This is a genomic window from Dyella mobilis (genome assembly GCF_016904945.1).
GTDB classification, from domain to species: domain Bacteria; phylum Pseudomonadota; class Gammaproteobacteria; order Xanthomonadales; family Rhodanobacteraceae; genus Dyella_B; species Dyella_B mobilis.
This window is the reverse complement of the sequence record NZ_JADIKF010000039.1, coordinates 555,103-581,347: the sequence shown is the minus strand read 5'-3', so window position 1 is coordinate 581,347 and position 26,245 is coordinate 555,103. Positions and strand designations below refer to the sequence as shown.

The 26,245-nt window shown below is 62.2% G+C and carries 28 protein-coding genes and 1 riboswitch; of the genes, 17 read left to right on the top strand and 11 right to left on the bottom strand.

Annotated features, from left to right (window positions below; all coding sequences use genetic code 11):
• Positions 1-160: 160 nt before the first annotated feature.
• Both ISS99_RS13635 and purT read right to left on the bottom strand, forming a co-directional pair.
• Positions 161-1,675: an FMN-binding glutamate synthase family protein gene (locus ISS99_RS13635; RefSeq protein WP_204632144.1), complete on the bottom strand. Its 1,515-nt coding sequence runs from the start codon at positions 1,673-1,675 to the stop codon at positions 161-163.
• 70 nt (positions 1,676-1,745) lie between these two features.
• Complete coding sequence (gene purT, locus ISS99_RS13630) at positions 1,746-2,927, bottom strand: formate-dependent phosphoribosylglycinamide formyltransferase (RefSeq protein WP_204632143.1); 1,182 nt, start codon at positions 2,925-2,927, stop codon at positions 1,746-1,748.
• Positions 2,928-3,386: 459 nt separating this feature from the next.
• On the opposite strand from purT, the gene ISS99_RS13625 reads away from it, so the two are divergent.
• Together ISS99_RS13625 and ISS99_RS13620 are read left to right on the top strand one after the other, a co-directional pair.
• Positions 3,387-4,253 carry an SPFH domain-containing protein gene (locus tag ISS99_RS13625; RefSeq protein WP_204632142.1) on the top strand — a complete coding sequence of 289 codons (867 nt, stop codon included), beginning with the start codon at positions 3,387-3,389 and terminating at the stop codon, positions 4,251-4,253.
• Between the two features lie 7 nt (positions 4,254-4,260).
• Complete coding sequence (locus tag ISS99_RS13620) at positions 4,261-4,452, top strand: type II toxin-antitoxin system antitoxin (protein WP_204632141.1); 192 nt, start codon at positions 4,261-4,263, stop codon at positions 4,450-4,452.
• A gap of 32 nt (positions 4,453-4,484) precedes the next feature.
• On the opposite strand, the gene ISS99_RS13615 is transcribed toward ISS99_RS13620, so the two are convergent.
• The gene (locus ISS99_RS13615; RefSeq protein WP_204632140.1) at positions 4,485-4,862 is read right to left on the bottom strand and encodes a DUF423 domain-containing protein; all 378 of its coding nucleotides are present in this window, start codon (positions 4,860-4,862) and stop codon (positions 4,485-4,487) included.
• 79 nt (positions 4,863-4,941) lie between these two features.
• Between ISS99_RS13615 and ISS99_RS13610 the strand changes: the two genes are divergently transcribed.
• From ISS99_RS13610 to ISS99_RS13600, 3 genes are read left to right on the top strand one after another with little or no spacing between them, the layout of a single operon-like run.
• Entirely contained in the window at positions 4,942-5,559 is a 618-nt protein-coding gene (locus tag ISS99_RS13610; RefSeq protein WP_204632139.1) for an SCO family protein, read from the top strand.
• Entirely contained in the window at positions 5,556-6,011 is a 456-nt protein-coding gene (locus tag ISS99_RS13605; RefSeq protein WP_204632138.1) for a copper chaperone PCu(A)C, read from the top strand. The genes ISS99_RS13610 and ISS99_RS13605 overlap by 4 nt, the downstream gene beginning before the upstream one ends.
• Before the next feature lie 14 nt (positions 6,012-6,025).
• The gene (locus ISS99_RS13600) at positions 6,026-6,799 is read left to right on the top strand and encodes a metallophosphoesterase (protein WP_275578168.1); all 774 of its coding nucleotides are present in this window, start codon (positions 6,026-6,028) and stop codon (positions 6,797-6,799) included.
• Here the strand turns inward: ISS99_RS13600 and ISS99_RS13595 are convergent.
• The 7 genes from ISS99_RS13595 to ISS99_RS13565 all read right to left on the bottom strand — a co-directional run bounded on the left by ISS99_RS13595 (position 6,796) and on the right by ISS99_RS13565 (position 15,205).
• On the bottom strand, positions 6,796-7,671 hold the full coding sequence (locus ISS99_RS13595; RefSeq protein WP_204632136.1) for a cytochrome c oxidase assembly protein: 876 nt from the start codon (positions 7,669-7,671) through the stop codon (positions 6,796-6,798). The genes ISS99_RS13600 and ISS99_RS13595 overlap by 4 nt on opposite strands.
• A gap of 131 nt (positions 7,672-7,802) precedes the next feature.
• Positions 7,803-9,722 carry a GldG family protein gene (locus ISS99_RS13590; RefSeq protein WP_204632135.1) on the bottom strand — a complete coding sequence of 640 codons (1,920 nt, stop codon included), beginning with the start codon at positions 9,720-9,722 and terminating at the stop codon, positions 7,803-7,805.
• Positions 9,723-9,725: 3 nt separating this feature from the next.
• Entirely contained in the window at positions 9,726-10,460 is a 735-nt protein-coding gene (locus tag ISS99_RS13585) for an ABC transporter permease subunit (RefSeq protein WP_204632134.1), read from the bottom strand.
• A complete protein-coding gene (locus tag ISS99_RS13580) occupies positions 10,457-11,395 on the bottom strand; it encodes an ABC transporter ATP-binding protein (RefSeq protein WP_204632133.1) in 939 nt (312 codons plus the stop codon). The genes ISS99_RS13585 and ISS99_RS13580 overlap by 4 nt, the downstream gene beginning before the upstream one ends.
• 214 nt (positions 11,396-11,609) lie before the next feature.
• Positions 11,610-12,998: an SRPBCC family protein gene (locus tag ISS99_RS13575; protein WP_204632132.1), complete on the bottom strand. Its 1,389-nt coding sequence runs from the start codon at positions 12,996-12,998 to the stop codon at positions 11,610-11,612.
• Positions 12,999-13,224: 226 nt separating this feature from the next.
• On the bottom strand, positions 13,225-13,866 hold the full coding sequence (locus ISS99_RS13570) for a response regulator (RefSeq protein WP_204632131.1): 642 nt from the start codon (positions 13,864-13,866) through the stop codon (positions 13,225-13,227).
• Between the two features lie 94 nt (positions 13,867-13,960).
• Positions 13,961-15,205, bottom strand: coding sequence for a sensor histidine kinase (locus ISS99_RS13565; protein WP_239537926.1), 1,245 nt, complete (start codon positions 15,203-15,205; stop codon positions 13,961-13,963).
• A 240-nt stretch (positions 15,206-15,445) separates the two neighbouring features.
• Here ISS99_RS13565 and ISS99_RS13560 point away from each other — a divergent pair, with 240 nt between their 5' ends.
• From ISS99_RS13560 to ISS99_RS13515, 10 genes are all read left to right on the top strand, one after another.
• Entirely contained in the window at positions 15,446-16,066 is a 621-nt protein-coding gene (locus tag ISS99_RS13560) for a GNAT family N-acetyltransferase (RefSeq protein WP_204632129.1), read from the top strand.
• Entirely contained in the window at positions 16,063-16,845 is a 783-nt protein-coding gene (gene minC, locus ISS99_RS13555) for a septum site-determining protein MinC (RefSeq protein ID WP_204632128.1), read from the top strand. The genes ISS99_RS13560 and minC overlap by 4 nt, the downstream gene beginning before the upstream one ends.
• A gap of 38 nt (positions 16,846-16,883) precedes the next feature.
• Complete coding sequence (gene minD / locus ISS99_RS13550; protein ID WP_239537925.1) at positions 16,884-17,699, top strand: septum site-determining protein MinD; 816 nt, start codon at positions 16,884-16,886, stop codon at positions 17,697-17,699.
• 5 nt (positions 17,700-17,704) lie between these two features.
• Positions 17,705-17,980 (top strand): cell division topological specificity factor MinE, encoded by a 276-nt coding sequence (gene minE / locus ISS99_RS13545; protein WP_204632126.1) that lies wholly within the window; start codon positions 17,705-17,707, stop codon positions 17,978-17,980.
• A 176-nt stretch (positions 17,981-18,156) separates the two neighbouring features.
• Positions 18,157-18,636, top strand: coding sequence for a hypothetical protein (locus ISS99_RS13540; protein WP_204632125.1), 480 nt, complete (start codon positions 18,157-18,159; stop codon positions 18,634-18,636).
• Between the two features lie 30 nt (positions 18,637-18,666).
• Entirely contained in the window at positions 18,667-19,761 is a 1,095-nt protein-coding gene (locus tag ISS99_RS13535) for a glycosyltransferase family 9 protein (protein ID WP_204632124.1), read from the top strand.
• Between the two features lie 57 nt (positions 19,762-19,818).
• Positions 19,819-19,921, top strand: a riboswitch (Fluoride riboswitch).
• 71 nt (positions 19,922-19,992) lie between these two features.
• Positions 19,993-20,373 carry a fluoride efflux transporter CrcB gene (crcB, locus tag ISS99_RS13530; protein WP_239538028.1) on the top strand — a complete coding sequence of 127 codons (381 nt, stop codon included), beginning with the start codon at positions 19,993-19,995 and terminating at the stop codon, positions 20,371-20,373.
• 16 nt (positions 20,374-20,389) lie between these two features.
• Complete coding sequence (locus tag ISS99_RS13525; RefSeq protein ID WP_204632122.1) at positions 20,390-20,752, top strand: DUF190 domain-containing protein; 363 nt, start codon at positions 20,390-20,392, stop codon at positions 20,750-20,752.
• Positions 20,749-21,867, top strand: a complete 1,119-nt coding sequence (gene cfa / locus ISS99_RS13520; RefSeq protein WP_204632121.1) for a cyclopropane fatty acyl phospholipid synthase — start codon at positions 20,749-20,751, stop codon at positions 21,865-21,867. The genes ISS99_RS13525 and cfa overlap by 4 nt, the downstream gene beginning before the upstream one ends.
• An 8-nt stretch (positions 21,868-21,875) precedes the next feature.
• Positions 21,876-22,748 carry a TraB/GumN family protein gene (locus ISS99_RS13515; protein ID WP_204632120.1) on the top strand — a complete coding sequence of 291 codons (873 nt, stop codon included), beginning with the start codon at positions 21,876-21,878 and terminating at the stop codon, positions 22,746-22,748.
• A gap of 17 nt (positions 22,749-22,765) precedes the next feature.
• Here the strand turns inward: ISS99_RS13515 and ISS99_RS13510 are convergent, their stop codons facing one another.
• Positions 22,766-23,227: a hypothetical protein gene (locus ISS99_RS13510; RefSeq protein WP_204632119.1), complete on the bottom strand. Its 462-nt coding sequence runs from the start codon at positions 23,225-23,227 to the stop codon at positions 22,766-22,768.
• Positions 23,228-23,330: 103 nt separating this feature from the next.
• Here ISS99_RS13510 and parC point away from each other — a divergent pair, with 103 nt between their 5' ends.
• Both parC and ISS99_RS13500 read left to right on the top strand, forming a co-directional pair.
• A complete protein-coding gene (gene parC, locus ISS99_RS13505) occupies positions 23,331-25,571 on the top strand; it encodes a DNA topoisomerase IV subunit A (RefSeq protein ID WP_204632118.1) in 2,241 nt (746 codons plus the stop codon).
• A 182-nt stretch (positions 25,572-25,753) separates the two neighbouring features.
• Complete coding sequence (locus ISS99_RS13500; protein ID WP_204632117.1) at positions 25,754-26,236, top strand: hypothetical protein; 483 nt, start codon at positions 25,754-25,756, stop codon at positions 26,234-26,236.
• The last annotated feature ends 9 nt before the right edge of the window (positions 26,237-26,245 follow it).

The window sequence follows — 26,245 nt, the reverse complement described above, 5'->3', positions numbered from 1 at the left end:
AAAGCCCGTGCGGCCGACGCCTTCGGTGACGGCAGGGCTTCTGTTCGGGATCAAAAGCAACGGCGACTCCGGATCACCCCACGGAGTCGCCGGTCTGCCCAAAGCCGTCAACGGCTCACGGCATCCAAGCTCGCCAGGACTTGGAAAAACCGCCAAAAAGTCACGCTTTCTGCTCAGTCGCCGACGGATACGGAAACAGCTTGATCAACGGCACCGAAATGCCGTCGTCGCCCACCACGCGACAATGCGTGCGATCGAGTTCGCGCGGATCGTCCACGCCGCAGCTGTGCGCAATGATGCCTACTTCGTGCATCACGTTCTTGGCGTAATGCGCCACTCGTTCGCTCTTGTCGGTTACCACCAGGCCGCGTTGCAAGCGCGGATTTTGCGTGGTGATGCCGGTTGGGCAGGTATTGCGATTGCACTGCAATGACTGGATGCAGCCTAGCGCCAACATGAAACCGCGTGCGGAATTGACGAAATCAGCGCCCATGGACAAAGCCCACGCCACGTCATAAGCGGTAATGCGCTTACCCGAACAGATCACTTTGATCCGATCGCGCATGCCCTTTTCGATCAGCGTATTGACCAGTGCAGGCAGTGCTTCGTGCAAAGGCAGGCCGACACCTTCCATCAGCGTTTGCGGCGCCGCACCGGTGCCGCCTTCCGAACCGTCGACAATGATGAAATCCGGCGCGCTTTCGATACCGCGCTTGTCGACTTCGTCGCACAGCTGCTCGATCCACTGCAGGTCGCCGAACACGGCCTTGAATCCGGTCGGCTTTCCCGTGAGGCGACGGATGTGCGCAATGGCATCCATCAGCTGCGATACGTTGGCGATATCCAGGTGACGGTTCGGGCTTTGCGAATCCTGCCCCACCGGAATGCCGCGGATCTCGGCAATCTCCGGCGTTACCTTGGCGGCGGGCAACAAGCCGCCCATGCCCGGCTTGGCGCCTTGGCCGAGCTTGATGCTCACCATCTTTACCTGCTTGTGCGCGCAGATCGCCAGCAATTTGTCGTCGTCCAGCTTGCCGTCCGGGGTGCGCACCCCGTATTTGGCGGTACCGATTTCGAACACGATGTCGCAACCGCCTTCGAGGTGATACGGCGCCAAGCCGCCCTCTCCCGTGTCCATCCAGATGCCGGCCTTGGCTGCGCCGATCGACAGTGCCCGCACCGCCGGTGCCGACAGCGCACCGAAACTCATCGCGGAAATATTGAAGAACGCGGCGTGATCGTACGGCTCGCGCGCATACGGACCGATGCGCACCGGCTTGGGCGTGACGTGATGGTCGCCCAGCGAAGGAAACGCCGCATTGACGAAGAACGGCACACCCTCGCCGCGCAGATCGCGGGTGGAGCCAAAGGCGTTGGTGTTTTCCGAGTTCTTCGCCGCGCGATAGACCCACATCCGTTGCGCACGGTTGAATGGCAGTTCTTCACGGTCGCTGGAATACAAGTACTGGCGAAAGAATTCGCCCAGGTGCAGAAACCAGTAGCGGAAATGCCCGATCACCGGGAAATTGCGCAGCACCGAGTTGTGCGTCTGGTTGCGATCCACCACCCACATGACCAGGACGACCAGGATGGCGATCGCCAACAGCATCACGAACAACAGGGCGAAGGTTTCCACCAACACCACCAGCCAGTGCGAAAAGCCCGTCGATTCCATCCTTTCTCTCCGTTTGCGCGTTGCCCCCTGATCCTGTCAGGGTAAGGAGGCGGGTTGACGTCAGTCGATCTTATATTTCCGTGCGAATGGCGTTGGCGGCGCGAATCGCCTTGGCCTTTGCCGCCTCGATATCCGTATCGCGCGCCAAGGTTACCGCCATGCGACGGCGCCCTTTCACTTCCGGCTTGCCGAAGATGCGCAGTTGCGTATCCGGTTCGGCCAGCGCATCGGCAATGCCGTGATAGCGCGGTGCCCGTCCTTCGCCTTCCACCAATACGGCACACGATGCCGACGGGCCGTTCTGATGAATCACCGGAATCGGCAAACCCAGAATGGCGCGAACGTGCAAGGCAAACTCCGATAGCTCCTGCGAAATCAAAGTCACCAGTCCGGTATCGTGCGGACGCGGGCTGACTTCGGAAAAAATCACCCCGTCGCCCTTCACGAAAAACTCCACGCCAAACACGCCCCAGCCACCCAGTGCCCGGGTAATCGCCTCGGCCTGTCGCTGCGCTTCTGCCAGCGCCGCGGTACTCATCGGCTGCGGTTGCCAGGATTCGCGGTAATCGCCATCTTCCTGGCGATGCCCGATCGGCGCGCAAAAAGCGGTGCCGTCTTTGTGCCTGACGGTGAGCAGCGTGATCTCGTAATCGAACGGCACGAAGCCTTCGACAATCACCCGCCCCTTGCCAGCACGCCCGCCCGACTGGGCGTATTCCCATGCCGCCTCCAGGCCCGAGGCATCGCGCACGACGCTCTGTCCCTTGCCGGACGAACTCATCACCGGCTTGATCACGAAGGGATAGCCGATGGCGGCTACCGCCTCCCGATAATCCTGCTCGCTATCGCAGAAGCGGTAAGGCGAGGTAGGCAAGCCGAGCTCTTCGGCGGCGAGCCGGCGAATGCCCTCCCGGTCCATGGTCAGCCAGGCAGCCCGCGCGGTAGGAATGACGCGTACCCCGGACTGTTCCAGCTCCATCAGCGTCGGGGTATGGATGGCTTCGATTTCCGGCACGACAAGGTCGGGGTTTTCCCGTTCGATCAAGGCTCGCAGCGCAGCGCCATCCAGCATGTCGATGACGTGACTGCGATGTGCGACCTGCATGGCAGGCGCGTCGCCATAGCGGTCCACGGCCACTACTTCGACGGCATAGCGCTGCAATTCGATCGCGACTTCCTTGCCGAGTTCGCCCGCTCCAAGCAACAGAACTTTCAGGGCGTGGTCGGAATGCGGCGTGCCGAACGGCCTCATTATTTGTCTCCAACAAAAGCGTCATTCTAACGCCTGGAAGTTGCCGCGCCGCAGATTGGCGACAGTCCAAGCAGGTATTCGCCAACCCTGTCGCCAGCTCGCCGATGGAGAGATTCGGGTGCAGATGAATCGCTCCGCTATTGCTGGTGCTGTGCTTTGCGCGCGATGCCGCGTGGGCAGTTGCCGTGCCTGGCTCGACGCGCAAACGGTCCGGATGGCAATGTAGAAATCGATCGTGGCAAGCCGCCCGGTTCACCGACTCGTCGGCAGAGGAGGCTGGGGTCAAACGAATAGCCGTCGTCAATCGCGATGATCCGCGGCGGGGCTGATCACCCCCTCGCCCTCGCCACACGTGGAACGTGGAGCCGCCCGGAATCGCCGCCCCACTCCCGCCCGCCCGGGCACTTGAATTAGATATCACTTTGATATCTAATTCGCGCACCTCGGGAGGATTCCGTCATGAACGAACGCACTGGATTTTCAATCGCCGGTATTCCATTCATCCTCGTCTGCCTGCTGCTCACGCTGCTGGGCCTGGTTGGCGAGCTGATGGGTGCCGCCACCGGAACATTCTTCGTGGCGGCGGGGGGCGTGCTCATCCACGTATTTACCGCCTGGCTGGCCAAGGGGTTCTTCCAGGTTGCGCCGAACGAAGGGCTGGTTCTGCAATTGTTCGGCAAATACGCCGGCACGATCCGCCACGAGGGCCTGCGCTGGACCAATCCGTTCTATAGCCGTCGCCGCGTCTCGCTGCGCGTGCGCAACTTCGAAAGCGGCAAGCTGAAAGTCAACGACAGCGACGGCAATCCCATCGAGATTGCCGCCGTTATCGTGTGGCAAGTGATGGATACCGCCGAAGCAGTGTTCTGCGTCGACGATTACGAAAATTTCGTGCACATCCAGAGCGAGTCGGCGTTGCGCCAGATGGCCCAAAGCTATCCTTACGATGCGCACGACGACGCCAAGCCGTCGTTGCGCAGCCACGGCGAAGAAATCAACGATCACCTGCGCAATGAAATCCAGGCGCGCCTGGGCAAGGCCGGCGTGCAGGTGACCGAAGCCCGCATCAGCCACCTGGCCTATGCACAAGAGATCGCCCAGGCCATGCTGCAACGCCAGCAAGCCAGCGCCATCGTGGCCGCGCGCGAGCGAATCGTCGAAGGCGCCGTGGGCATGGTGGGCATGGCGCTGGACAAACTGCGCACACAGGGCGTGATCGAGTTGGACGAAGAACGCAAGGCGGCCATGGTCAGCAACCTGCTGGTGGTGTTGTGCGGCGAACGCGGCACGCAGCCGGTACTCAATACCGGCACGCTGTATAGCTGACTCCGACGTGGCGGCCGAAAAAAAAGCCTATCCGCTGCGCATCAGCGCAACCGTGCTGGAGGCCATGCAGCGCTGGGCCGACGACGATTTGCGGAGCGTCAACGCGCAAATCGAATATGTCCTGCGCGAGGCGCTACACAAAAACGGGCGGCTGAAACCCGGCAAGCCCAAGCCGATCACTGACGACGAAGACATCTGATATCCGCCACGTGTCACGGAACGTGGCAGATATCAACCGCTACGCGATCGCAACGCCAGGCCAAGCGCCACCCAGCCCACGATAAATGCCACGCCGCCCAAGGGCGTTACCGCACCGAGCCAGCGTGGCGCGCCAAGTGCAAGGCCGTAGAGGCTGCCGCAAAACAAAACCACACCGAGTGCAAACGTCCACTTTGCCATGCGCCCGGCCCGGCCTTGCCCAAAGCCCACCGCAAGTGCAAGCGCAAGCGCGTGCCAGAAGTGATACTGCACGGCCGTATGCCACAACTCGCGGTGTGCGGCATCCAATACGTTGCGCAAGGCGTGCGCACCGAAAGCGCCTAGCAGTACGGCACTGGCGCCTCCCAGGCCGACCAGCAAGCCATCGCGTGTGCGGGCAATTTGTCGCATAGAGATCGTTTCCTTTGACGAAGGCGCGCTTCGGGTAGCGCGTGGCGTATGCTGCACGGGTTCACCTCGGGATTTTTGCATGAAGCTGTCGCATCTGGCCCGCCTGGCCGCCCTGTCGATGCTGATCGTGGCCAGCAGCTGGCTGAGCGCCTGCCACCAAAGCGAATCGACGCCTTGGCAGTTGACGGATATTTCCGGCCACATGCCGGACCTGTCCTTCCGCCTGACCGACGATCAAGGCAAAACTGTTACCGCCGCAGACTACCGCGGCAAGGTCGCCCTGCTCTATTTCGGCTACACCCATTGCCCCGACGTCTGCCCGCTGACACTCGCGCAATTGCACGTGGTGTTGCAAAAACTGGGGCCGCTGGCGGACGGAGTGCGCATCCTGTTCGTCAGTGTCGACCCAACTCGCGATACGCCTGCCGTCCTGCACGATTACGTGGCTGCATTCGATCCCCGCGCCGTCGGCCTGACCGGTTCCCCATCGGATATCGAAGCCTTGACCAAGCGTTATCGCGCCGCATTCACGCGCGAACCGGGCAAGGCAGACGGCAGCTACGATGTCAGCCACAGTTCCGGCATCTATGTCTTTGACAATACCGGCAAGGCGCGGCTGTTGGCCACGCCCACCGATCCGCAAGACAAGCTGGTACATGATCTGCATTTGTTGCTGAGCCCGGGACATGCACCATGAAGTGGCAATCCTTGCTTGCATCGTTCGCGATCGGGCTCATTCCCGCGGGGGCGGTTCATGCCGCCCAGGCCGATCACGTTACCGCCAGTCATGCATGGATCCGCCTGTTGCCGGCAAAGCTCCCTGCTGCCGGCTACGTCACCTTGCAAAATGCAGGTTCATCCGCCGCAACGCTCGTCTCCGCACATAGCGCCGTCTACGCTTCGGTGATGCTGCACGAAAGCGACGTGGAAAGTGGCGGCATGAACGGCATGCACGCGGTGAACCAGCTGGCGATCTCCGCCACAGGCAAAGCGATGCTTGCGCCGGCCGGCTATCACCTGATGCTCGAGCAACCCGATCGCGTACTCAAGCCCGGCGACAAGGTGGAAATCACGTTGGACTTCGCCGACCGCAGCCACCTTCCCGTGCAATTCGCGGTGCGCCCAGCCAATACGGCCGATCCGAACTAGCCTTTCCTATCTCGATGCGCATCTTCGCGGTTTCCGACTTGCACCTGGATTACGCTCCCAACCGCGCGTGGGTGGAGCAGTTGTCGCTGCAGGACTATCAAGGAGATGCACTGATACTGGCCGGTGACATTTCGGACAGGCTTTCCTTGTTGACCGATGGACTGGAAGCATTGAAACGGCGCTTCGCCGTGGTGCTCTATGTTCCCGGCAATCACGACCTGTGGGTACATCGCGAAGGATTGGGCGACTCGTTCGAGAAATTCCATGCCGTGCGCGACATCGCATCGTCGCGGGGAATTCACCTGACTCCGTTTCGCCATGGCGGCCTGGCCATCGTGCCCTTGCTGGGTTGGTACGATTATTCCTTTGGCATCCCCGGCGATTACCTCAAGAACGCATGGACCGATTATCGCGCCTGCCGCTGGCCGGAGGGCTGGGACGATGCAGCCGTGACGCGCTGGTTCGTCGAACGCAATCCCACGCGCTCATGCCCGGAACTGGAACGAGCGAGCAAAATCATCACGTTCTCGCACTTCCTGCCTCGTATCGACGTGATGCCCGAGCGCATTCCGGAAAAGCATCGGCAACTCTATCCAATACTCGGCACGACCCTGCTGGATGAACAGCTACGCGAGCTTGGCGCAAGCATGCACGTTTACGGGCACAGCCACGTCAATCGCCACGTCGCCATCGACGGCGTCACCTACGTCAACAACGCCTTTGGCTATCCATCCGAAGCTCACCACACGGCGCGCCAGCTGGTGCACCTCTATACCGAGGATGGTTAACCCGGCGGAGTCGCCGCGACCGTTTTGGCCAGCGGTCGCGCCGCGCGCGACTGCCGGCGGATTCGGCCGCTGCGCGACAGGCGCAGCCATTGGCGCATGGCCAGCAAGCCACCAATCGTCTCGATTGTCGCGGCCGGCACCCAGATGATGATGCCGCCGATGAGCTGTCCGGTGAATACGTTGAACTGGAAGGCGCGTCCGCAGATTTCAAAGATCGGATAAAGGTCGGCCTTGGAGAAGGTGATGATGGCGCCAGCCAGAATTTGCGGCGTCATGGTGATCCCCGGCGACAGCACGCGCAACCCTGGAATCATGCGGCCCGGCGGGCGCGGGCGATGATCGAGCACCAGCCACCAATAGACGAAGCCGCTGACGATCATCGACCAGTTCATGAAACGGTAGATGCGCCAATCGAGCATGGCCATGGTCTGCATCGACGGCAGCAACCAGATCAAGATAAACACGACGAACAAAACCGTTGCCACCGCAGGGTTCAGCAGTACGGCTCTGATCAATCGCCAAGGCCAGCTGCGTTCGGCAGGACGAAGCAGGCGCACGCGCCAGCGAAGCGGCAAACCTGCGCGCAGCACCGATCCTGGGTAAGACGCAACGATCACCATCGGCGCCAAATGGTGCAGCAACAGTTGCTGGATGCGATGCATGAAAAACTCATGCTCCGCGTAGAAGTCGAAATACGTTTGCAGGCTCAGGTAGGTAATGGCCATGCCGATCCAGAACGCCATGCGGCGCCCCATACTGACTTTCAGCTTGCCGCAACCCCGCCAATACAGTACGCACGCACCCAGGAAGCTCGCCAGGAATACCCAGGAAAACTCCCACGGGACGATCCATTTCAACAACACGTCGAACATCGGCGCGACCCACTCCCCTCAACGGCCAAGGCACTTCAGCTTAAATCAGGAACTGCCCAAGCCCGTGCCGCATCATTGCGGCATATTGACACTACTCGGAGCCTGCCAGCGATCTGCGCCAGACAAGGCTCTCAGGAACGCTTGCGCCGGTTGCGCCGCGTGCGCCGCCAGCCATACAGCAGCCCCGCGACGATAATGAGCAAGGGCAGCACGACGATATTGAGCACTTTCAGGCGGGTCCCGAGCGCATCGATTTCGCCATTGAGCTGATGCTGCACGTCGCGCAGTTCTTTGCTGATCGCCAGCTGCCGTTGCAGGAACTGCTCGATCTCCTGTTTCTGCTCGGCGCTGGTAGCGGTGTCGCGCTCCCCCTTCGCCGGCTGCAATTCGTTCAGGCGCTGCTTGGTCTCGGCCAACTCGTTGAGCAGCTCCTGTTTCTTCTGCAGAAATTTGCGGTCGGCGACGCGCTGCAAGGCTTCGACACGGGTGAACGGGCGCAGCGAACTGGAGCGGCCGCGAATGGAAAGCAGGGCCGTCGAGCCACTGAGGTTGTCGACTAGATTGCTGATGAAATCGCCGTTATTGGCGAAGGCATTTTGCAAAGGCTGACCCAGGAAATTTTGCGTTTCCACCCACAGGCGATCGGTCAGCAGATCGGTATCGGCCACCAGGATGACCTCGCTGTTTGGCGGAGACTCGGCGAGATGCCCGGGCACTTTGGCGAATTCCGGAAAAGCGCTGACAAAGGGCCCGCGCAGCCGTGCCGCAATCACATAGTTCTGGTTCTGCGGCTGATATCCCTGCAACAAAGTGGATGGATTGCTGCTTGCATCGATGACCCGCTGAGTCGGCACGACTTCGGCATCGGCACTGCTCTGCATCAGCGGGATCAGCCGCGTACTGGCGTCCGGCAACAGATCGAAGTGTCCGGCGCTGGAAACATTGACGCGCTGCAGGCTCGCCGTCACCACGTCATCGCGGTTGAGCTCCTGCGTGCCCAGGCCAAGCATGGCCGGATGCGCCAGGTTTGCACCCGCCAACTCGATCGGAAGGGCCCGCCCGCGATCGAGCACGACTTGATCCGGGCTGTAGGCAACCCCCCAGTCGGCAAACAGGCGCGGCAGATTGGAGCTGCGATTGTTCGTGCCTGCGAGCGAATCTTCGGACAACGGGACCGGATCGGATTCCGCGTAGGGATCGACAAACACCACCAGGTGCCCGCCTCCAAGCACATATTGATCGAGCGCATATTGCGCTTCCGTCGACAGGTTCTTGGGATGAATCAGCAACAGCACCTGGATCTTCTGGTCGATCGTCTTCAGTTTGCTTTCGTCCAGAGTCTCCACGTCGAACAGCTGCTGCAATTGACGCATGACTGCCCATGGCGGCGTGCCGCGCACCGGGTCGCCCATCACCGGCAGGTCGGTGATCAGGCCGATGCGCGGCTTCTGCGGCTCGCTGAGCTGGTACAGGAGCTTGGCGATGTCGTATTCCAGAAAGGTTTCGCGCTGCGGATCGAAGAACGCAATCGGCAGAGTGCGATCGACGGTATTGGAGCCTTTATCCTCCGGCGCATCGGCACCGAAATCGGAGGCGACATCCGTTGCAGACGGCCGGGTGGAACCCACCAGTCCGAAGAAGATCCGCTCGCCGTTGCTACCGCCGTTGATGGTGGTGAGGCCGTTGCCCTCGGCACTGGCCTCGTCGTCGGAATAAGGCACCGGATCGACGATCTGCAGGCGAATGCGCCCATGCGAACGCGCCACCATTTCCTGCAACATCTCGGCCACGCGCTGTTCGTAGCTTCGCAGCTGCGGCATGTCCTTGGTCGCATGCTGGGAGAAATACAAGGTGAGCCAAAGCGGCCGATGAATACCGTCGACGATTTGCCTGGTTCCCGGCGACAAGGTGTAAAGATGGTCGGCGGTGAGATCGAAACGCTCGGGAGCCAGCCAGCGACTGGTTACCAGCGTGAGGCTGCAGTAAGCCACGGCCAGCGCGACCAGCGCGCTGACCAGAATGGTTCGCCTGCGCAAAACGAAACGGGCCATCGCTCAATGACTCCGCTTCATGTCGAGCACCAGCACCCCGGCCGTCAACCACGCCGCAATGGTGAGCACGAAATAGATGATGTCGCGTACATCCAGCACGCCCCGCGCGATGGCTTCGTAGTGCCGCAGCATGGAGAGGTGCGCCACGCCATTGACCAGCTTGCGCGGAAGCACGCCCTGGAAAAAATCCATGACCTCGGCCTGGCCGACGAGAATCAGCAACACGCACACCAGCGCGGTCAGGATGAAGGCCACCACCTGGCTGCTGGTTACGGTGGACAGGCACGCGCCAATGGCCAGGAAAGCGCCGGCCATCAACCAACTGCCGATGTATCCGGCGATGATGATGCCGTTGTCCGGCGAGCCCAGGTAATTGACCGTGATCCAGATGGGAAAGGTCAGCAACAGCGCCAATCCGACAAACAGCCACGCGGCCAGGAATTTGCCGAGCATCGCCTGCCACAGCGTCAACGGCAGCGTCTGCAGCAATTCCAATGTCCCCGACTTGGCCTCCTCGGCCCACGTGCGCATGGACACCGCCGGCACCAGGATCAGGTACAGCCATGGATGCATGACGAAGAACGGTTGCAGGTCGGCGATGCGGCGGTCGTAGAAGTCGTCGGCGTAGAACGTGAGAATGCCGGCGAGCACCAGGAAGATCACCAGGAACACATACGCCACCGGTGTGACGAAATAGCTGCGCAGTTCGCGGCGCATCACCGCCATGGTGGGACTCATGGCTGTGCTCCCGTTTCCGCACCTAGCGTAATCTGGCGAAATACCTCGTCCAGACGCCCGCGCTCGAGTTGAATTTCGGATACTTCCAGCCCCTGTTGGCGCAACAAGGATTCAACAGCTTCGAGAATCCGGGCGCCGGGCTTGGGAAACACCGTGACACGGCCATCGAGCGGGTCCACCTCGATGCCGGCGACTTGCGGCAAGCGTCCCAGCATCTCCTGTGACAATCCGCTGCCCGCGGCACTGAACGATACGGCACCGTGGTAGCGCGAGCGTGCTTCCAGCTCCGCCGGCGTGGCATCGGCGCGCAGTTTTCCGCCCGCGATGATCACCACCCGATTGCACAGCGCATGCACCTCTTCGAGCAGGTGCGTGGAAATCAGAATGGTGCGCTCGCGCGCCATTGCGTCGATCAATTGGCGCACGGTATGTTTTTGATTGGGATCGAGGCCGTCGGTAGGCTCATCGAGCATCAGCACCGGCGGATCGTGCAAGATGGCCTGGGCCAGACCGACTCGTCGACGCAGCCCTTTGGACAGCGTGTCGACGCTGACATTCAGCGCATCCTCCAGTTGCAGCCGCCCGACCACTTCGTCGAAACGGCGCCGGCCGACCTCCGAACGCAGGCCACGCATGCGCATGATGAAGATCAGGAATTCGCGCACCGTCATTTCGCCGTAGCTCGGTGCACCTTCGGGCAGATAGCCCATCGCTCGCTTGGCTTTGAGCGGCTGCTTGCGCACGTCGTAGCCGCACACGCGGGCAGTGCCCGTACTGGGCGCCAGGAAACCGGCAATCATGCGCATGGCGGTGGTCTTGCCTGCGCCGTTAGGCCCCAGCAAACCGAGTACCTGCCCAGGCTCGGCGTAGATGCTCAGGGCATCCACTGCGGTCAAATGGCCGTAACGCTTGGTGAGCTTGTCGGTTTCGATCATGTGCGGTCGCAACTGAGACTGCCCTGCAATGTACCGCAGAACGGCAAGAAGTGAGTGGAGAGGAATGAGAAGTGAGAGAGTGCCGATCGCTCCCAAGTTCCTGCTTTTCGCTCACTTCTCGCGCCTCTTCGCTCGCTCCAGCAACAGGCCGCCACAAAAGCAAAAAGCCCTCCCCGTGAAGGGAGGGCCTTTCAAGAGCGGAACCTGCTGGCGATTACTTGCCGGCGGGTGCAGCGGGCGCAGCTGCGGTGCTGGCCGGAGCCGGTGCCGTGCTGCTGGAAGCCGGCTGGCCATTGGCGTTGATGACGCCAGGCTGCTTGATACCGGCCTGCTGTTCCGGCGTCTGCTGCGGCAGCGTACCGCCGTCGGCAGAATCGGTGATCGGCAGATAGACCGCGTACTGGGCGTAAGTGGCGACGTTGCCACCGGCATCCTTCACTTCCGGCTGGCTGAGGATGTCGTACAGACGGTTGGTCACTTCGTCGAACTTGTAGCCGTGCGTCTGGGCGTAAGCCTTCAGCATGTCGCGGGTCTGCGGAACGCCGGCAGCGGTGCCGTTCCACGGAGCCTCAAGCGCGGCGCCGCCGAAAGCCAGCGTGGCACGCACGTTGTTGTCGATGACCAGGCGACCGTAGCGATCCTTGCTGCCCGGCTGGGCGTTGTCCGGATTGGCCGGTGCCGCAGCCGTGCTGCTGGAAGCCGGGGCATTCTGGTCGGCCAGCGACGGCGGGGTCGGTGCGGTGAGCTGATAGCTCTGGCCCGCCACGTTCAAGCTGGCCGAATCGATCGGCTCGGCCACGTCGAAGGTGTAGGTTTCGTCACCGTAGTTGGTGGTGAAGATGATGCGCGGGCCGTTGGTGTGCACGCCAAGCTTCTTGGCGGCATCCTCGATCTGCTTGATCGCAGCATCGGTGGCCTGGTTCAGGCCATCCAGGCCGTCCTTGCGCTTCATCGAGGTGGAAACGATCAGCACGGGCGTCTGCTTGGTCTGCACGATGTACGGATCAAGCGCGCTGTAGTCGATGTTCGGTACGCCCGCCAGCACGTTCTGCAAGTTGTTCAGGCTGTACTGAACGAACGCATCCGGCTGACCGTGGATGTACATGTTGGAATAACGGTTCAACAGATTGAAACCGTAGGTCACGTCGTACGACCAGGTGATCTTGGTCAGCTTCCCGGTGTTGCCCTGGCGCAGCAGGTCCAGGGTGAAATGCTTGTCGCCACCGCGCCAGGCATTGTCGATGTTCCACACGATCTCGGCACTGTTGACCGTGGGATCGATCTTGTCGAACTCGGGCTGGGCGCTGGCGATGGTCAGCTTGCCGTCGCCGACTTTTTCATCCTGGCTGGTCCAGCTCAGCTCCGAACCGGGGCCATAGGCGCTGCCGGAGAGGGTGTACTGGGTCTTCGGATCGTAAGCGCGCAGCACGCCGTAATCGGGGAAGGTACGTAAATTGTTCACTACGTCATAGACCTGGCGCAGGTCTTTGCTGACCACCAACGACCGCTCAACGTGGCCGCTACCGGGCATGGTGATGCCTACCACGACGCCAACGACGGCGACGATGATCAGGGCAACGATGAATTCCAGAACACGCGTCATTCCAGGTTTCTCCGAGACGTCTCTTCTTGCAGTGGAAAGCGCAGGACTGAACCGGACCGCCAGGGATGGCTTTCCCTCGTGGGAAACCGCATCGGGACGGGGGTTCGGCCGGCGCCTAAGCTGCCGATGGTACTTGCTCGCGCGCAGGAACGCTACGGGCCAGGAAGGCCCGCAGCTGCGCTGCTACGCAGCATTTTCCGACAGTCCCAGGGACATTCCCGGACGATCAAACGATCCCCAGTTCCAACGCCTTCAAGACGGCGCGGGTGCGATCGCGTACGCCGAGCTTGGAGAGAATGTTCGAGACGTGGTTTTTCACGGTCCCCTCGGCCACTTTGAGAGAATTGGCAATTTCCTTATTGCTATACCCCCCGGACAGCAGGCGCAGGATCTCGGTCTCGCGCTCGGTCAGCGGGTCGGGCTGCTCCAGGCTGGTGAACTGGTTGTGGATGCGCCCCACCCCCGCCAGCAGGCGCTGGGTGACCATCGGCGCCACCAGCGACCCGCCGCCCGCCACGGTGCGTACGGCCTCCACCAGTTGTTCCAGCGACACATCCTTGAGCAGGTAGCCGCGAGCCCCGGCCTTCAACCCTTGCAACACGAGCTGGTCGTCGTCGAAGGTGGTGAGAATGATGGTGGGCGGCAGTTCATTGCGCGCCGACAGGGCTTGCAGCACTTCCAGACCGCTCATGTTCGGCATGCGCAGGTCCAGCAGCACCACATCCGGCTTGACCCGCGGAATGTCCTGGACGGCTTGCACACCGTCGGCACATTCGGCCACGACACGGATGTCTTCGGCCAGATCGAGCAGGGAACGCACCCCTTGGCGGACAAGGTTCTGGTCGTCGACGAGACAAACGGAAATCATCGTGAATCCTCGCAACTTTGATGGCCCCTCATGGGCCGCATGCGTACAACCAACCAAGATAACTGAACCGGCAATCCGGCATTCTCACAGGGCATCACGTCAAGCTCAACGCCGGCGGCTCGAAACGTGACGGCGTATGGGCCAGCACGGACGGTTCACCCAATGGAAGACGGACGTGCAAGGCAAAACCCTGCCCCACCCCGCTCTCCATGGATACGTCGCCGCCAAATTCAACCAGGCGCTCGCGCATGCCCGACAAGCCGTTGCCCGGCAGCACTTGCGCCGCACCGCGGCCGTCGTCGCGCGCATTCAGGCTCAGCAAGTTCTCGCCGTCGTAGGTAAAAGTCAGCCAGAGATTGTGGGCGCCGGCGTGCTTGGCCGTATTGGTGATGATTTCCTGCACGCAGCGCAGCAAGACCTGGGCGCGGCGCGGATCCTCCACACTGAACCGTGGCGGCGTGCTCACGTGCACGCGCAAACTGGGCACCCCGTCGACCAGGCTCTGCAGCGCCTGAGTTAGGTCGATGGCGTCGTCCTGGCGCAATTCGCTGACCGCCTCGCGCACGTCGGCCAAGAGCAGGCGGGCGGTGTTCTGCGCCTTGCGCACGTGCTCGCAGGCTGCTTCATTGCTGAGGTGGCTGGCCACCTCCAGATTCAGGCTCAGCGCGGTGAGGTGATGCCCGATCAGATCGTGCAGTTCGCGCGCGATGCGCATGCGTTCGGCAATGCGCGTCGATTCGGCCAGCAGGGCGCGGGTAGCCCGCAGTTCCGAGTTGAGACGGCGCTGCACTTCGCGCTCCTCCGCCTGCTGGCTGGCGACCATCGATGCCACGAAGCCCGGCATGGAGAACGCCGTATAGAGGATCGCCTGCAGCAAACCGAGCGTGAGAGGGCTCTGCTTGAATTCGGCAAAGGTGGAAAACAGCGCCGCGAGGCACAAGGTCTGGAACACCAGCCACGCCACGCCGACCCAAAGCGGCACCAGCCAAGGCAGCACCACCGCTACGACCAGCAGCAACGTGGCGGAAAGGCCGCTGTGGCTGTACCAGCCCACCATGAGTGCCGTCACCGTCAGCGGCAACAGACCGAACACCCGGACGGCCATGTTCATGCGGGCCGTCATGCTCGTGCGGGCCCCCAGGTTGTTGGTGATCAACAAGTAAATGATGCCGAACAACACGTAAAACAGTGTCCAGAGCAGCAACGCGAAGTTGGGCCGGTTCAACAGATCCAGCCGCTCGGTCGCCCAGTTGGTGAACAGCGGCGCGCCGCAGCACAGGTACGCGACCAGCCCCGTGATGCGCAAAACGCGAATGTGATTGAAATTGGTCATCGCCATGCCCTGCATCATAGGACCGCATCGATACCCTGCAATGCGCGGGAAGTCACCCCTCGCAGGTATCGACAAACGGCCTGCCGCATGCTTTCGGGGCCCAGGGCCCGCACACAACTCGCGGCTTTACAAAGCTTTTACATGCCGCAGTACGGGATGTGCGGCCTGATGGCCCATGCCATAATGCGCGCCGAGCTGGGCCGTCAGTCGGTCTTCACCAACACCTTATATCTAGCGGAGCAACGAATGGCCCTTGCCATCCGCGACGTGCGCGAGCACGACCTGGATGCCGTACTGGCGCTCAACAACACCGCCGGTCGCTCCATTCTCGTCCTGGACGCTGCACAGTTGCGCTACTTCTACGAGCACGCCGACTATTTTCGCGTGGCCGAGATCGACGGTCAGCTCGCCGGATTCCTGATCGCCCTGCGCAACGGCCGCGATTACGCCAGTCCCAACTACCGCTGGTTCAACGAACACTACCCGTCGTTCGTCTATATCGACCGCATCGTGATCGCCAATGCCTATCGCCGGCACGGCCTGGGCCGCATCTTCTATTGCGACGTGAACAGCTTCGCCGAGGTGCGCGTGCCCTTGCTTACGTGCGAGGTGTTCCTCGAACCGACGGACGACGTCGTGGTGCTGTTCCACGGCACCTACGGCTTCCAGGAAGTGGGCCAGCAGCGCATGGGCGAACGTGGACCGCAAGTGAGCCTGCTCGCCAAGGATTTGCCCAGCTACGCGTTCGTACGCGACACCTATCTGGAAAACGGCGGACTGCCCGACCTTCCCTGGCTGGCCAGCCGCATTCCCCACCATAACAACGACTCCCCCACGCGCCGCCTCGCCGGAGAGCGGCGCTCATGAATGCAAAGATGGATACAACTGAAGCTTGTGACCTGCGCTTCGGCCAGGTCGGTATTGCCTGTGTACGTATAAAAAGGCCCGATGCGGCCGCCTTGTGCGAGGAACTGGAACGGCGCGTGCGCGCTGCGCCGCAGTTGTTTTCGCGTGCCGCGGTGGTGCTGGATCTGAGCCACCTGCTCAATCTCCCTGACGACGGCACGGTCGACGCACTGCTCGAAGCCGTGCGCAGCGCCGGCATGCTGCCCGTGGGGCTCGCCTATGGCACCAGCGCAACCGAAGCATTGGCCCAACGCATGGGGCTGCCGCTGATCGCCAAGTTCCGCGCCGCCTATGAGCCTGCCGATGGCGGCAGCATTGCCCCGCCAGCGCCCGGCCCGGTATCGGCACCGGCGCCGGCCCTTGCCCCTGTGCGCGAACCTGTCCTGGCTGCACCGGCCCCAGGCAGCATGCTTGGCGCCCAGCATCACGAAGGTGCGGTGCGTTCGGGTCAGCAGGTCTATGCCCGCGATCGGGATCTGGTGGTGATGGGCGCCATCGCCAACGGCGCCGAAGTCATCGCCGACGGCAGCATCCACATTTACGGCAGCCTGAAGGGTCGCGCCATGGCGGGTGCGCAAGGGGATGCAAAAGCACGTATCTTCGTTTCGGATTTTCGTGCCGAGCTGGTGGCTATCGCCGGCCACTACCGGGTCTTCGAGCAGATCCCGAAAGACCTGGAGGGCCAGTCTGTGCAATGCTGGCTCGACGGCGAGAAATTGCTGATTGCGCCTTTGAAATAACTATTCCCGATTATAAGAACACCAGCGGAGACGAACCCTTGAGTGCTGAGATTATCGTTGTGACGTCCGGTAAGGGCGGCGTCGGCAAGACCACCACCAGTGCATCGCTGGCCACCGGCCTGGCCATGCAGGGCAAGAAAGTGGCGGTCATCGACTTCGACGTCGGTTTGCGCAACCTCGACCTGATCATGGGTTGCGAACGCCGCGTGGTGTACGACTTCGTCAACGTCGTGCACGGCGAGGCCGCCATCAAACAGGCCCTGATCAAGGACAAGCGCCACGAAAATCTCTACGTGCTTGCCGCCAGCCAGACGCGCGACAAGGACGCGCTGACCCAGGAAGGCGTGGAAAAGGTGCTCGAAGACCTTTCCAAGGAAGAATTCGACTATATCGTCTGCGACTCGCCGGCCGGCATCGAAAAGGGTGCGCACCTGGCGATGTACTTCGCCGATCACGCGGTGGTGGTGGTCAACCCGGAAGTGTCTTCGGTGCGCGACTCAGATCGCATCCTGGGCTTGCTGGCCAGCAAAACGCGCCGCGCCGAACGCGGTGAAGGCGCCATCACCCAGCACCTGCTGCTCACCCGCTACAACCCTTCGCGGGTCGAGCAGGGCGAAATGCTAAGCATCAAGGACGTCGAGGAAATCCTCGGGATCAACGTCGTGGGCGTGATTCCGGAATCGGAAAACGTGCTCGCCGCTTCCAACGCCGGCGTGCCGGTGATCCTGGATGAAAATTCGAACGCCGGACAGGCCTATCGCGACACCGTGGCCCGCATCCTTGGCGAAACACGCCCGATGCGCTTTCTCGACGCACCCAAGAAGGGCTTCTTCCAGCGCGTATTCGGAGGTTGACCGCGATGGGTATCCTCGATTTCCTGAAGCGCAAGCCGGAACCGACCGCTGCCGTCGCCAAGGAACGCCTGCGCATCATCGTCGCACAGGAGCGTTCCACCCGCGGCGCTCCCGATTACCTGCCGCTGCTTCGCAACGAATTGCTCGAGGTCATCAAGAAGTACGTCAACGTCGACCTGGAAGCGATCAACATCAACGTCGAACGCGACAGCGGGCACGAAGTGCTGGAACTGTCGGTGGCCCTGCCGGAAGGCAAGCCCGCCGGCAACGCGGCGACCTGATGTTTTTCTCCCTATCCCCGTAAGCAAATCGGCAAACGGGGGAGTGGGCTGGGGTGAGGCCGCACCGGCCTCACCCTTCAAAGCCCAGACACCTTTCCTCAAAGCACGCCCACGGCTCAACCTCTTCACGAGGTTGGCCCTCACCCCAACCCTCACTCCGGAGGGGAGAGGGAGCCATGCATACCTCGGTTCTACGCCTGGCCGATCTCGGCCATTCCACCATTGAGCCCCTGCTTGCCCACTACGGGCTGAGCCTGGTGCGCGTGGCTGATGGCGAGGCCATTCCCGGCAGTTATTGGGGGGACGATGAGGCCGGCATCATCGGTCATACCGTCTATGCGCGGAGCGACACGCCGGTCCATTCCCTGCTGCACGAAGCAGGGCACCTGATCGTATTGCCGCCGGAACGCCGTGCGCAGACGCATACCGACGCCACCGACTCGATCGCCGAAGAAGACGCCGTCTGCTATCTGCAAATCGTGCTTGGCGGCACCCTGCCCGGCGTCGGCCGCGAACGCGTCATGCATGACATGGATGCGTGGGGGTACACCTTTCGGCTGGGTTCGGCCCGGGCCTGGTTCGAGCAGGATGCCGAAAACGCCCGTAACTGGCTGATCGAAAGAGGCCTGCTGACATCGGGCGGCGAACCGGTATAGTCGCGTCGCCCAACTACTGCGACATCCACCGTGCTGAAGAACACGCGCTACTACGACCCGATCAACGATTTCCGCCGCCGCGTGGCGCGCCGGCTCATGCGCGCGGTCTTCGGCAGCCACGGACAGCCGACCTCCGCCCCGCTGCCGAACAAGGGCATCTACCGGATTCTGGTCTGCCACGTAAGCCACAGCCTGGGCAACACGCTGTTGCTTACGCCGCTGCTCTCGGAGCTGGAAAAAGTGTATCCGGCCGCCGAGATCGACATTCTTACGCGCAGCCCGATTGCCGACGACGTGTACAGTCGTTTTTTCAGCGTGCAACGTATCTTTCGGCTGCCTGCGCACGGCGTCGGCCATCCGCTGCAGTTCCTGGGCACGTTGCGGGGCATGCGCAAGATCCGTTACGACCTAGCCATCGACGCCGATCCGCTGTCGCAGACCGGTCGACTGTTGATGCTGCTTTCCAACGCAACCTACACACTCGGTTTCAGCAGCCCGAAGAAGCACGGCGAGATCACGCATGCCGTGCCGCTGCCCGAACACATCCAAAGCAAAGGCCAGCGTCCCGTCTATTTGCTGCGCAGTGCGATGGGCCGCGATACGGCAGGCGAATACCCCGTACCCGATATCCGCCTTGGCGCCGGCGAACGGGAACACGGCCGCGCCGCCCTTGCCCGCTCCCTCGCGGCCAGCGGCATAAACTCGCCAGGCCGCGGCATCATCGGCATTTTCGCCAACGCCACCGGACCCAAACTGCTGGGCGAGGACTGGTGGACTCGCTTCATTGATGTACTGGAAAAGCAGTACCCCGAGCATCGCATCGTGGAGATACTGCCGGCCTCAGGCCAATCGATGCTCGGTTCCCGCTACCCAGGCTATTACTCCAGCGACCTGCGCAAGATCGCCAGCGTGCTTTCTGGTTTGGCCGTCTATATCAGCGCCGATTGCGGGATCATGCACCTGGCTTGCGCTTCTGACGTTCCTACCATGGGCATCTTTACGGTGACCAACCCTGCTGAGTGGGGGCCCTACGGCCCGGGTCGGCACATCATCGCCGCACACGGCCAAGCCCCCGAAGTGGTGGCACGCACGATAGCCGCCATGCCGGAGCTTGCAGGCAGATAGCAACCGGGTCGGGTTGCTCCCCAACCTACCAACCCCTTGTCGCATCGGCTAGCATGCCTGTATGAGGGAGATGGCATGCCTCCTGTTCTTCAAGGACTGCACACGTGCAGAACGTTCTTGCGGAACGAACCACCGAAAGGTTGATGATGCCTGCACCACCGGTTTCCGGCGGCGCGGGCGTGCCTGTTGCCGTGGAACGAATCCATTGCAAGCAGGAGATATAACGTGAGCATGAGTGGTTTTCTTGCCGTCGGACTGGGCGGCGCCCTGGGGTGCTGGCTACGCTGGATACTCGGCGTGCTGCTCAACCCGATCTTTCCCACCCTGCCACTGGGCACCCTGGCGGCCAACCTCTCCGGCGGCCTGGTCATGGGCTGCATGATGGGCGTGTTCGAGCATTTTCAAACGCTGCCGCCGGAAATGAAGCTGTTCGTGCTGACCGGCTTCCTTGGCGGCTTGACCACCTTCTCGACCTTCTCCGCCGAAGCCGACACCTTGCTGTTGCGCGGGCAGTATCTTTGGTTCGGCACGCACGTCGCGGTACATCTTTTCGGTAGCCTCGCGATGACCATCCTTGGCATCTTCCTGACTCGCGGCCTGTTGCGCCACTGACGTGGAGCCCATCGACATGAGCCCTGACATTTCGTTCGACCCCGGCGCCGGCAGCGGCATCTTCCTGCGCTTCTATACGCACGTACATGCCCGGCACAACGGCTTGCTGGTCTCCGAATGGCTGCTGGAACTGGCCAAGCATCACCAATTGGGCGGCGGCTCGGTGTTTCGCGCCACCGCCGGATTCGGCCGGCACGGCGTATTGCATCACGAAGCCTTTTTCGAACTGGCCGACGATCTTCCCGAAAAAATCGAGTTCCTGCTGAGCGAGGCGAACGCGCAGACCCTTTTGCGCCTGGTGCGCGAAGCGGGCGTCGACCTGGTCTATGCATGGTCGCCGGTACATTTCGGCATCCTGGGCAAAGAAGGATCAAGATGAGTCAGGATTCCTTGCGACAACGCGCCGCCGAATTGCTGGCGATGGCCGGCGTGCACATCGACGGTCCGGCAGCTACCGATATCCGCGTCCACGACGAGCAGCTCTATGCCCGCGTATTCGCACATGGTTCGTTAGGTTTGGGCGAAGCCTATGTGGATGGCTGGTGGGATGCCGACGATCTTCCAGGCTTCTTCACTCGCCTGCTGACCCATCATCTGGATGAACACCTCAAGACGCTCGATACCTTGATCGCACATCTGAAAGCGCGCTTCGTCAACTTGCAGCGCGGCCAGCATGCTTTCGAGATCGGCAAGGCCCACTACGACCGTGGCAACGACCTGTTCAAGGCCATGCTCGGCAAGTACATGATGTATTCCTGCGGTTACTGGGCCCAGGCTTGCAGCCTCGACGACGCGCAGGAAGCCAAGCTGGATCTGATTTGCCGCAAGCTGCGATTGAAGCCAGGCATGCGCGTGCTGGACATCGGTTGCGGCTGGGGCGAGGCGTTGAAGTTTGCCGCCGAACGCTACGGCGTCAGCGGAGTGGGTATCACCGTTTCCAACGAGCAGGCCGAACTGGCGCGCGAGCTGTGCCGCGGCCTGCCGATCGAAATCCGTCTACAGGATTACCGCGAACTGGACGAGCCTTTCGACGCCATCATGTCGATCGGCATGTTCGAACACGTCGGTGCGAAAAATTACCGCGAATACTTCGAAGTGTCGCACCGTTGCCTGAAGAACGACGGTTTGTTCCTGTTGCACTGCATAGGCACCAATCACGCACCGGGACGGCCCGACCCCTGGATCGAAAAATACATTTTCCCCAATTCGATGATCCCCGCCGCCAGCCAGGTTTCAGATACGCTGGAGGGCCTGTTCGTAGTCGAGGACTGGCACAACTTCGGCGCAGACTACGACCGCACGCTTAGCGCATGGCGAATTAACTTCGATGCCGCATGGCCCGCGCTGTCCGCCCGTTACGACGAGCGCTTCCGTCGGATGTGGCACTTCTACCTGGGCGTATCGACGGCGGTGTTTCGCAGCCGGCGCGATCAACTCTGGCAGCTCACTCTCAGCCCGTACGGCGTACCCGGCGGCTACCGCGTGCCTCGCTGATGAACATCATGCGCACTCTCCGACACCTGCTGTTTCTACTGTGTCTGCAACTGCTGGCTTGCACCTGCGCCTGCGCACACCCGGCGCTGTGGCAGGTCAAGAGCGGCAATGACACCGTGTATCTGTTCGGCACCGTGCATCTTTTGCCGAACGATGCGCAATGGCACTTTCCGGCTCTCGATCAGGCCCTGAAACAAAGCCAATCGCTGTATATCGAGTTGATCGACGACGACCAGGCCAGCATGGCGCAACTGGTTCTGAGTTACGGCATCGATGCGGCGCACCCGCTTTCCGCCCAACTCAGTGAAAGCGATAACGCCGCGCTGGCCAAAGCGGCGCAGCTAGCCGGCCTGCCCGGTGGCGTGGACGCTTTGCAACCAATGAAGCCCTGGCTCGCCGCGCTGACGCTGTCGGTAGCGCCTTTGCTCAAGGCAGGCCTGGACCCTGCCGAAGGTGTCGACAAGCAACTCAAGGCGCAGATGACCGCGGCCGGCAAGCCGGTGCTTGGCCTGGAAACGGCGGAACAGCAGATCCGTTTCCTTGCAGATTTGCCGCAACCGATGCAGCTCGGGTTCTTGCGCGACACCTTGCGCGACGTCGGAAAGACCAAGGAAGAACTCTTGTCGCTGGTCGGCGCCTGGAAAGACGGCGACGTCGCCGCAATCGCCAAGCTGGAAAATGACGAACTGAAAACGCAGGAGCCGGCGCTCTACCAGAAGCTGGTCGTGCAGCGGAACGCGGCTTGGGCCGAAAAGATCCGCGACCTGCTCAAGCAACCCGGCACCACGGTTTTCATCGCCGTGGGCGCAGCCCACCTGGCCGGCCCCGACAGCGTCCAGGCACAGCTGGCGAAATGGGGAATTACAGCGCAGCAGGATTGATCCGCCGCCCTGCCGCCTCAGAAATGCGCGGTATACGCCTTGGGCTTGAGGGGAAACTGGGGCACGTGAATCGTGTAGGAATCCATCTGGCCCAGATCCGTCCAGGCCGCCGTCAAGGCACCGCCGTTGAACGCGACGTTGATGCGGTACACGTGGCCGGCCTTTACGTCATTGATCTTCAACCACGGACGGTTGATCAGGTGCGAGTTGGACAAGGTCAGCTTGATCACCTGGTTGCCGGGCAACACGCGCACCCACGGCGTCTTGCCGCCGTTGTATTTTTCCCAGGTGCTCTTCTCGTTGACGCCGGTGATCCCGCAAATGAACTCCGGTTGCTCGGCGCACACCACCAACGCGGTATCGGACTTGGGATGATCCTTGTCCTTGTAGCCCAGCAGGGGGTGCCGGCCCGCGAGCTGCGAGCACCCGGCGGCCAGGACGCAGGCCACGGCAACGGCCACATTGCGTAGAAAATGCATGGTTTCGCCCACGACGAGGATCGGGGCATTCTAGCCGAACGCTGCCGGCATCTGGCACCATCTGGCCTGCCCGTGGCGCCCCTGCGCCCCCATAGTCATATCCATGAACCTGCAAGCCAATTACGAACAGATCCCGCTCAAGGAATACGCCGAGCGGGCCTACCTCGATTATTCGATGTACGTGGTGCTGGACCGCGCCCTGCCCTTCGTGGGCGACGGCCTCAAGCCGGTGCAGCGCCGCATCATCTACGCCATGAGCGAGCTGGGCCTGGCCGCGAGCGCCAAACCCAAGAAATCGGCACGTACCGTCGGCGACGTGATCGGTAAATTCCACCCGCACGGCGACAGCGCCTGCTACGAGGCGATGGTGCTGATGGCACAGCCGTTCTCGTACCGCTATCCGCTGATCGACGGCCAGGGCAACTTCGGTTCGCCGGACGATCCGAAAAGCTTCGCGGCGATGCGCTACACCGAGTCCAAGCTCAACCCGATCGCCGACGTGCTGCTGGGCGAACTGGGCCAGGGCACGGTCGACTGGGTGCCGAACTTCGACGGCACGCTGGAAGAACCCAGCTGGCTGCCCTCGCGCCTGCCGCACGTCCTGCTGAACGGCTCGATGGGCATCGCGGTCGGCATGGCCACCGACATTCCGCCGCACAACCTGCGCGAAATCGCCAGCGCATGCATCCGCCTGCTCGATGATCCGGATGCCACCGTGACCGACTTGTGCGAATACGTGCGCGGCCCGGACTACCCCACCGCAGCGGAAATCATCACGCCCCGCAACGAACTGCTGGCGATGTACCAGAGCGGCAACGGCTCGATCCGCGCACGCGCCGTGTATGCCCACGAAGACGGCAACACCGTGATCACCGCGCTGCCGCACCAGGTCAGCCCGTCGAAGATCCTCGAGCAGATCGCCGCGCAGATGCGCGCGAAAAAGCTGCCGATGATCGAAGACCTGCGCGACGAATCCGACCACGAAAACCCGATCCGCCTGGTGATCGTGCCGCGCTCGAACCGCGTCGACACCGACGAAATGATGCAGCACCTGTTTGCCACCACGGATCTGGAAAAGAGCTTCCGCGTCAACCTCAACGTGATCGGGCTGGACGGCCGCCCGCAGGTGAAGGATCTCAGGCGCATCCTCACCGAGTGGCTGAGCTTCCGCATCGACACGGTCACGCGCCGCCTCAATCACCGCCTGGCCAAGGTCGAGCGCCGCCTGCACCTGTTGGAAGGCTTGCGCATCGCCTACCTCAATCTCGACGAGGTGATCCGCATCGTCCGCACCGAGGACGAGCCCAAGCCGGTGCTGATGGCCCGCTTCAAGCTGAGCGAGGAGCAAACCGACTACATCCTCGAAACCAGGCTGCGCCAGTTGGCCCGCCTGGAAGAGATGAAGATCAATGCCGAGCGCGACCAGTTGGAAGAAGAGCGCGCCAAGATCAACGTGCTGCTGAAATCGCCCGCCAAGCTGAAGGGACTGATCAAGGAAGAACTGCGCGCCGACGCCGCCAAGTACGGCGACGACCGCCGCTCGCCGCTGGTCCAGCGCGAAGCGGCACAGGCGCTGGACGAAAGCGCACTGGTCGCCAGCGAGCCGGTCACCGTGGTGTTGAGCCAGAAGGGCTGGATTCGTGCCGCCAAGGGGCACGATGTCGACGGGGAAGGCCTGTCCTACCGCGAGGGCGACAGCCTGCTGGCGAGCGTAAAGACGCGCACCACCCAGCAGGTGGCGGTGATCGACTCCACCGGCCGCAGTTACTCCACGGCCGCGCACACCCTGCCCTCTGCCCGCGGCAACGGCGAACCGCTGACCGGCCGCTTCACGCCGCCGGCCGGCGCTCGCTTCGACGCGCTGGCTGCCGGCGACAACGACACGCGGCTGGTGCTGGCCACCGATTTTGGCTACGGCTTCGTCACCCGTTTCGAGGCTCTCACCGGGCGCAACAAGGCCGGCAAGCAGATCATCACGCTCGGCGACGGTGCGCGCGTGCTGGCTCCGCAGGTCAGCGCCGACCCATCGCGCGATCGCATCGTCGTGGTCACCACCGAAGGCCATCTGCTGATGTTCTCGGTGGCCGAACTGCCTGAACTGGACAAGGGCAAGGGCAACAAGCTGATCGAGATTCCCAAGGCAAAGCTGAGCAGTGGCGATGAGCGTGTCGTCGGCGTCGCCGTGGTCACCGAAGGCAAGGGCGAAGTCACCTTGTTCGCCGGGCAGCGCAAACTGACCCTGCGCTGGTCGGACCTGGTGGAATACGGCGGCAACCGCGCCACGCGCGGCGGGGTATTGCCGCGCGGCCTGCGACGTGTGGAGCGGATCGAGACCACGGGTTGATGAATGGCGTTGCGGCGTTTCGCAAGAGTGGCCCCCACCTGAATCCTCTCTCTCCGCAGGCGAGAGGAGGTAAATGCAAAGGGTCGCTCTCGCGGAACTTCACGCAACCGCAAATCGTCCAATGGGCGTGTGCACGGTCAGGCATGGCCGTGCGTTATGTCGGTGATGAACCCGGAGCAGCTATGAAAAGACGAGCCATTACCGCCCTGGCGACAAGCCTGCTGATCACCGCAGCGTGGGCGCAAACGGCCAGTCAGCCGCTGAACCTGAAGCTGCCGCCCAACAGCAGCAACAGCCTTCCCGCCGCCAGCACGTCCAGCGCCGCACCCGCCCATGCCGCCAGCAGCCAGCCCAACCCCAGCGCCATTACTGTCAACGGGGCGCGCCCGGCAGCCTCGCCAGGCGTGTATTACGGCGACACCAGCGGCAAGCGGGGCAATGAGCGAACCGCCGGGGTACCTACCTGCGACGACTCCACCTTCAACAAGCCCCAGGTCCATGGCGACGTTGGCATGGGCGTCGTCAGCGCCAGCCATTTCGGCACCGGCAGCTACCAATCGGGCGCGGTAAGCGTTACCCAGAACACCGGCAGCTGCGATCACCCGACCGGGTCGGTGGGCGTTTCCATCGGGGTCAGCCGTTTCGGCGGGCTCAACGGCCATTAATCGCCGGAT

Coding starts and splice junctions, on each gene's coding strand:
- ISS99_RS13635 (WP_204632144.1), bottom strand. CDS start 1,675: ATGGAATCGACGGGCTTTTCGCACTGGCTGGTGGTGTTGGTGGAAACC.
- purT (WP_204632143.1), bottom strand. CDS start 2,927: ATGAGGCCGTTCGGCACGCCGCATTCCGACCACGCCCTGAAAGTTCTG.
- ISS99_RS13625 (WP_204632142.1), top strand. CDS start 3,387: ATGAACGAACGCACTGGATTTTCAATCGCCGGTATTCCATTCATCCTC.
- ISS99_RS13615 (WP_204632140.1), bottom strand. CDS start 4,862: ATGCGACAAATTGCCCGCACACGCGATGGCTTGCTGGTCGGCCTGGGA.
- ISS99_RS13610 (WP_204632139.1), top strand. CDS start 4,942: ATGAAGCTGTCGCATCTGGCCCGCCTGGCCGCCCTGTCGATGCTGATC.
- ISS99_RS13605 (WP_204632138.1), top strand. CDS start 5,556: ATGAAGTGGCAATCCTTGCTTGCATCGTTCGCGATCGGGCTCATTCCC.
- ISS99_RS13600 (WP_275578168.1), top strand. CDS start 6,026: ATGCGCATCTTCGCGGTTTCCGACTTGCACCTGGATTACGCTCCCAAC.
- ISS99_RS13595 (WP_204632136.1), bottom strand. CDS start 7,671: ATGTTCGACGTGTTGTTGAAATGGATCGTCCCGTGGGAGTTTTCCTGG.
- ISS99_RS13590 (WP_204632135.1), bottom strand. CDS start 9,722: ATGGCCCGTTTCGTTTTGCGCAGGCGAACCATTCTGGTCAGCGCGCTG.
- ISS99_RS13585 (WP_204632134.1), bottom strand. CDS start 10,460: ATGAGTCCCACCATGGCGGTGATGCGCCGCGAACTGCGCAGCTATTTC.
- ISS99_RS13580 (WP_204632133.1), bottom strand. CDS start 11,395: ATGATCGAAACCGACAAGCTCACCAAGCGTTACGGCCATTTGACCGCA.
- ISS99_RS13575 (WP_204632132.1), bottom strand. CDS start 12,998: ATGACGCGTGTTCTGGAATTCATCGTTGCCCTGATCATCGTCGCCGTC.
- ISS99_RS13570 (WP_204632131.1), bottom strand. CDS start 13,866: ATGATTTCCGTTTGTCTCGTCGACGACCAGAACCTTGTCCGCCAAGGG.
- ISS99_RS13565 (WP_239537926.1), bottom strand. CDS start 15,205: ATGGCGATGACCAATTTCAATCACATTCGCGTTTTGCGCATCACGGGG.
- ISS99_RS13560 (WP_204632129.1), top strand. CDS start 15,446: ATGGCCCTTGCCATCCGCGACGTGCGCGAGCACGACCTGGATGCCGTA.
- minC (WP_204632128.1), top strand. CDS start 16,063: ATGAATGCAAAGATGGATACAACTGAAGCTTGTGACCTGCGCTTCGGC.
- minE (WP_204632126.1), top strand. CDS start 17,705: ATGGGTATCCTCGATTTCCTGAAGCGCAAGCCGGAACCGACCGCTGCC.
- ISS99_RS13540 (WP_204632125.1), top strand. CDS start 18,157: ATGCATACCTCGGTTCTACGCCTGGCCGATCTCGGCCATTCCACCATT.
- crcB (WP_239538028.1), top strand. CDS start 19,993: ATGAGTGGTTTTCTTGCCGTCGGACTGGGCGGCGCCCTGGGGTGCTGG.
- ISS99_RS13525 (WP_204632122.1), top strand. CDS start 20,390: ATGAGCCCTGACATTTCGTTCGACCCCGGCGCCGGCAGCGGCATCTTC.
- cfa (WP_204632121.1), top strand. CDS start 20,749: ATGAGTCAGGATTCCTTGCGACAACGCGCCGCCGAATTGCTGGCGATG.
- ISS99_RS13515 (WP_204632120.1), top strand. CDS start 21,876: ATGCGCACTCTCCGACACCTGCTGTTTCTACTGTGTCTGCAACTGCTG.
- ISS99_RS13510 (WP_204632119.1), bottom strand. CDS start 23,227: ATGCATTTTCTACGCAATGTGGCCGTTGCCGTGGCCTGCGTCCTGGCC.
- parC (WP_204632118.1), top strand. CDS start 23,331: ATGAACCTGCAAGCCAATTACGAACAGATCCCGCTCAAGGAATACGCC.
- ISS99_RS13500 (WP_204632117.1), top strand. CDS start 25,754: ATGAAAAGACGAGCCATTACCGCCCTGGCGACAAGCCTGCTGATCACC.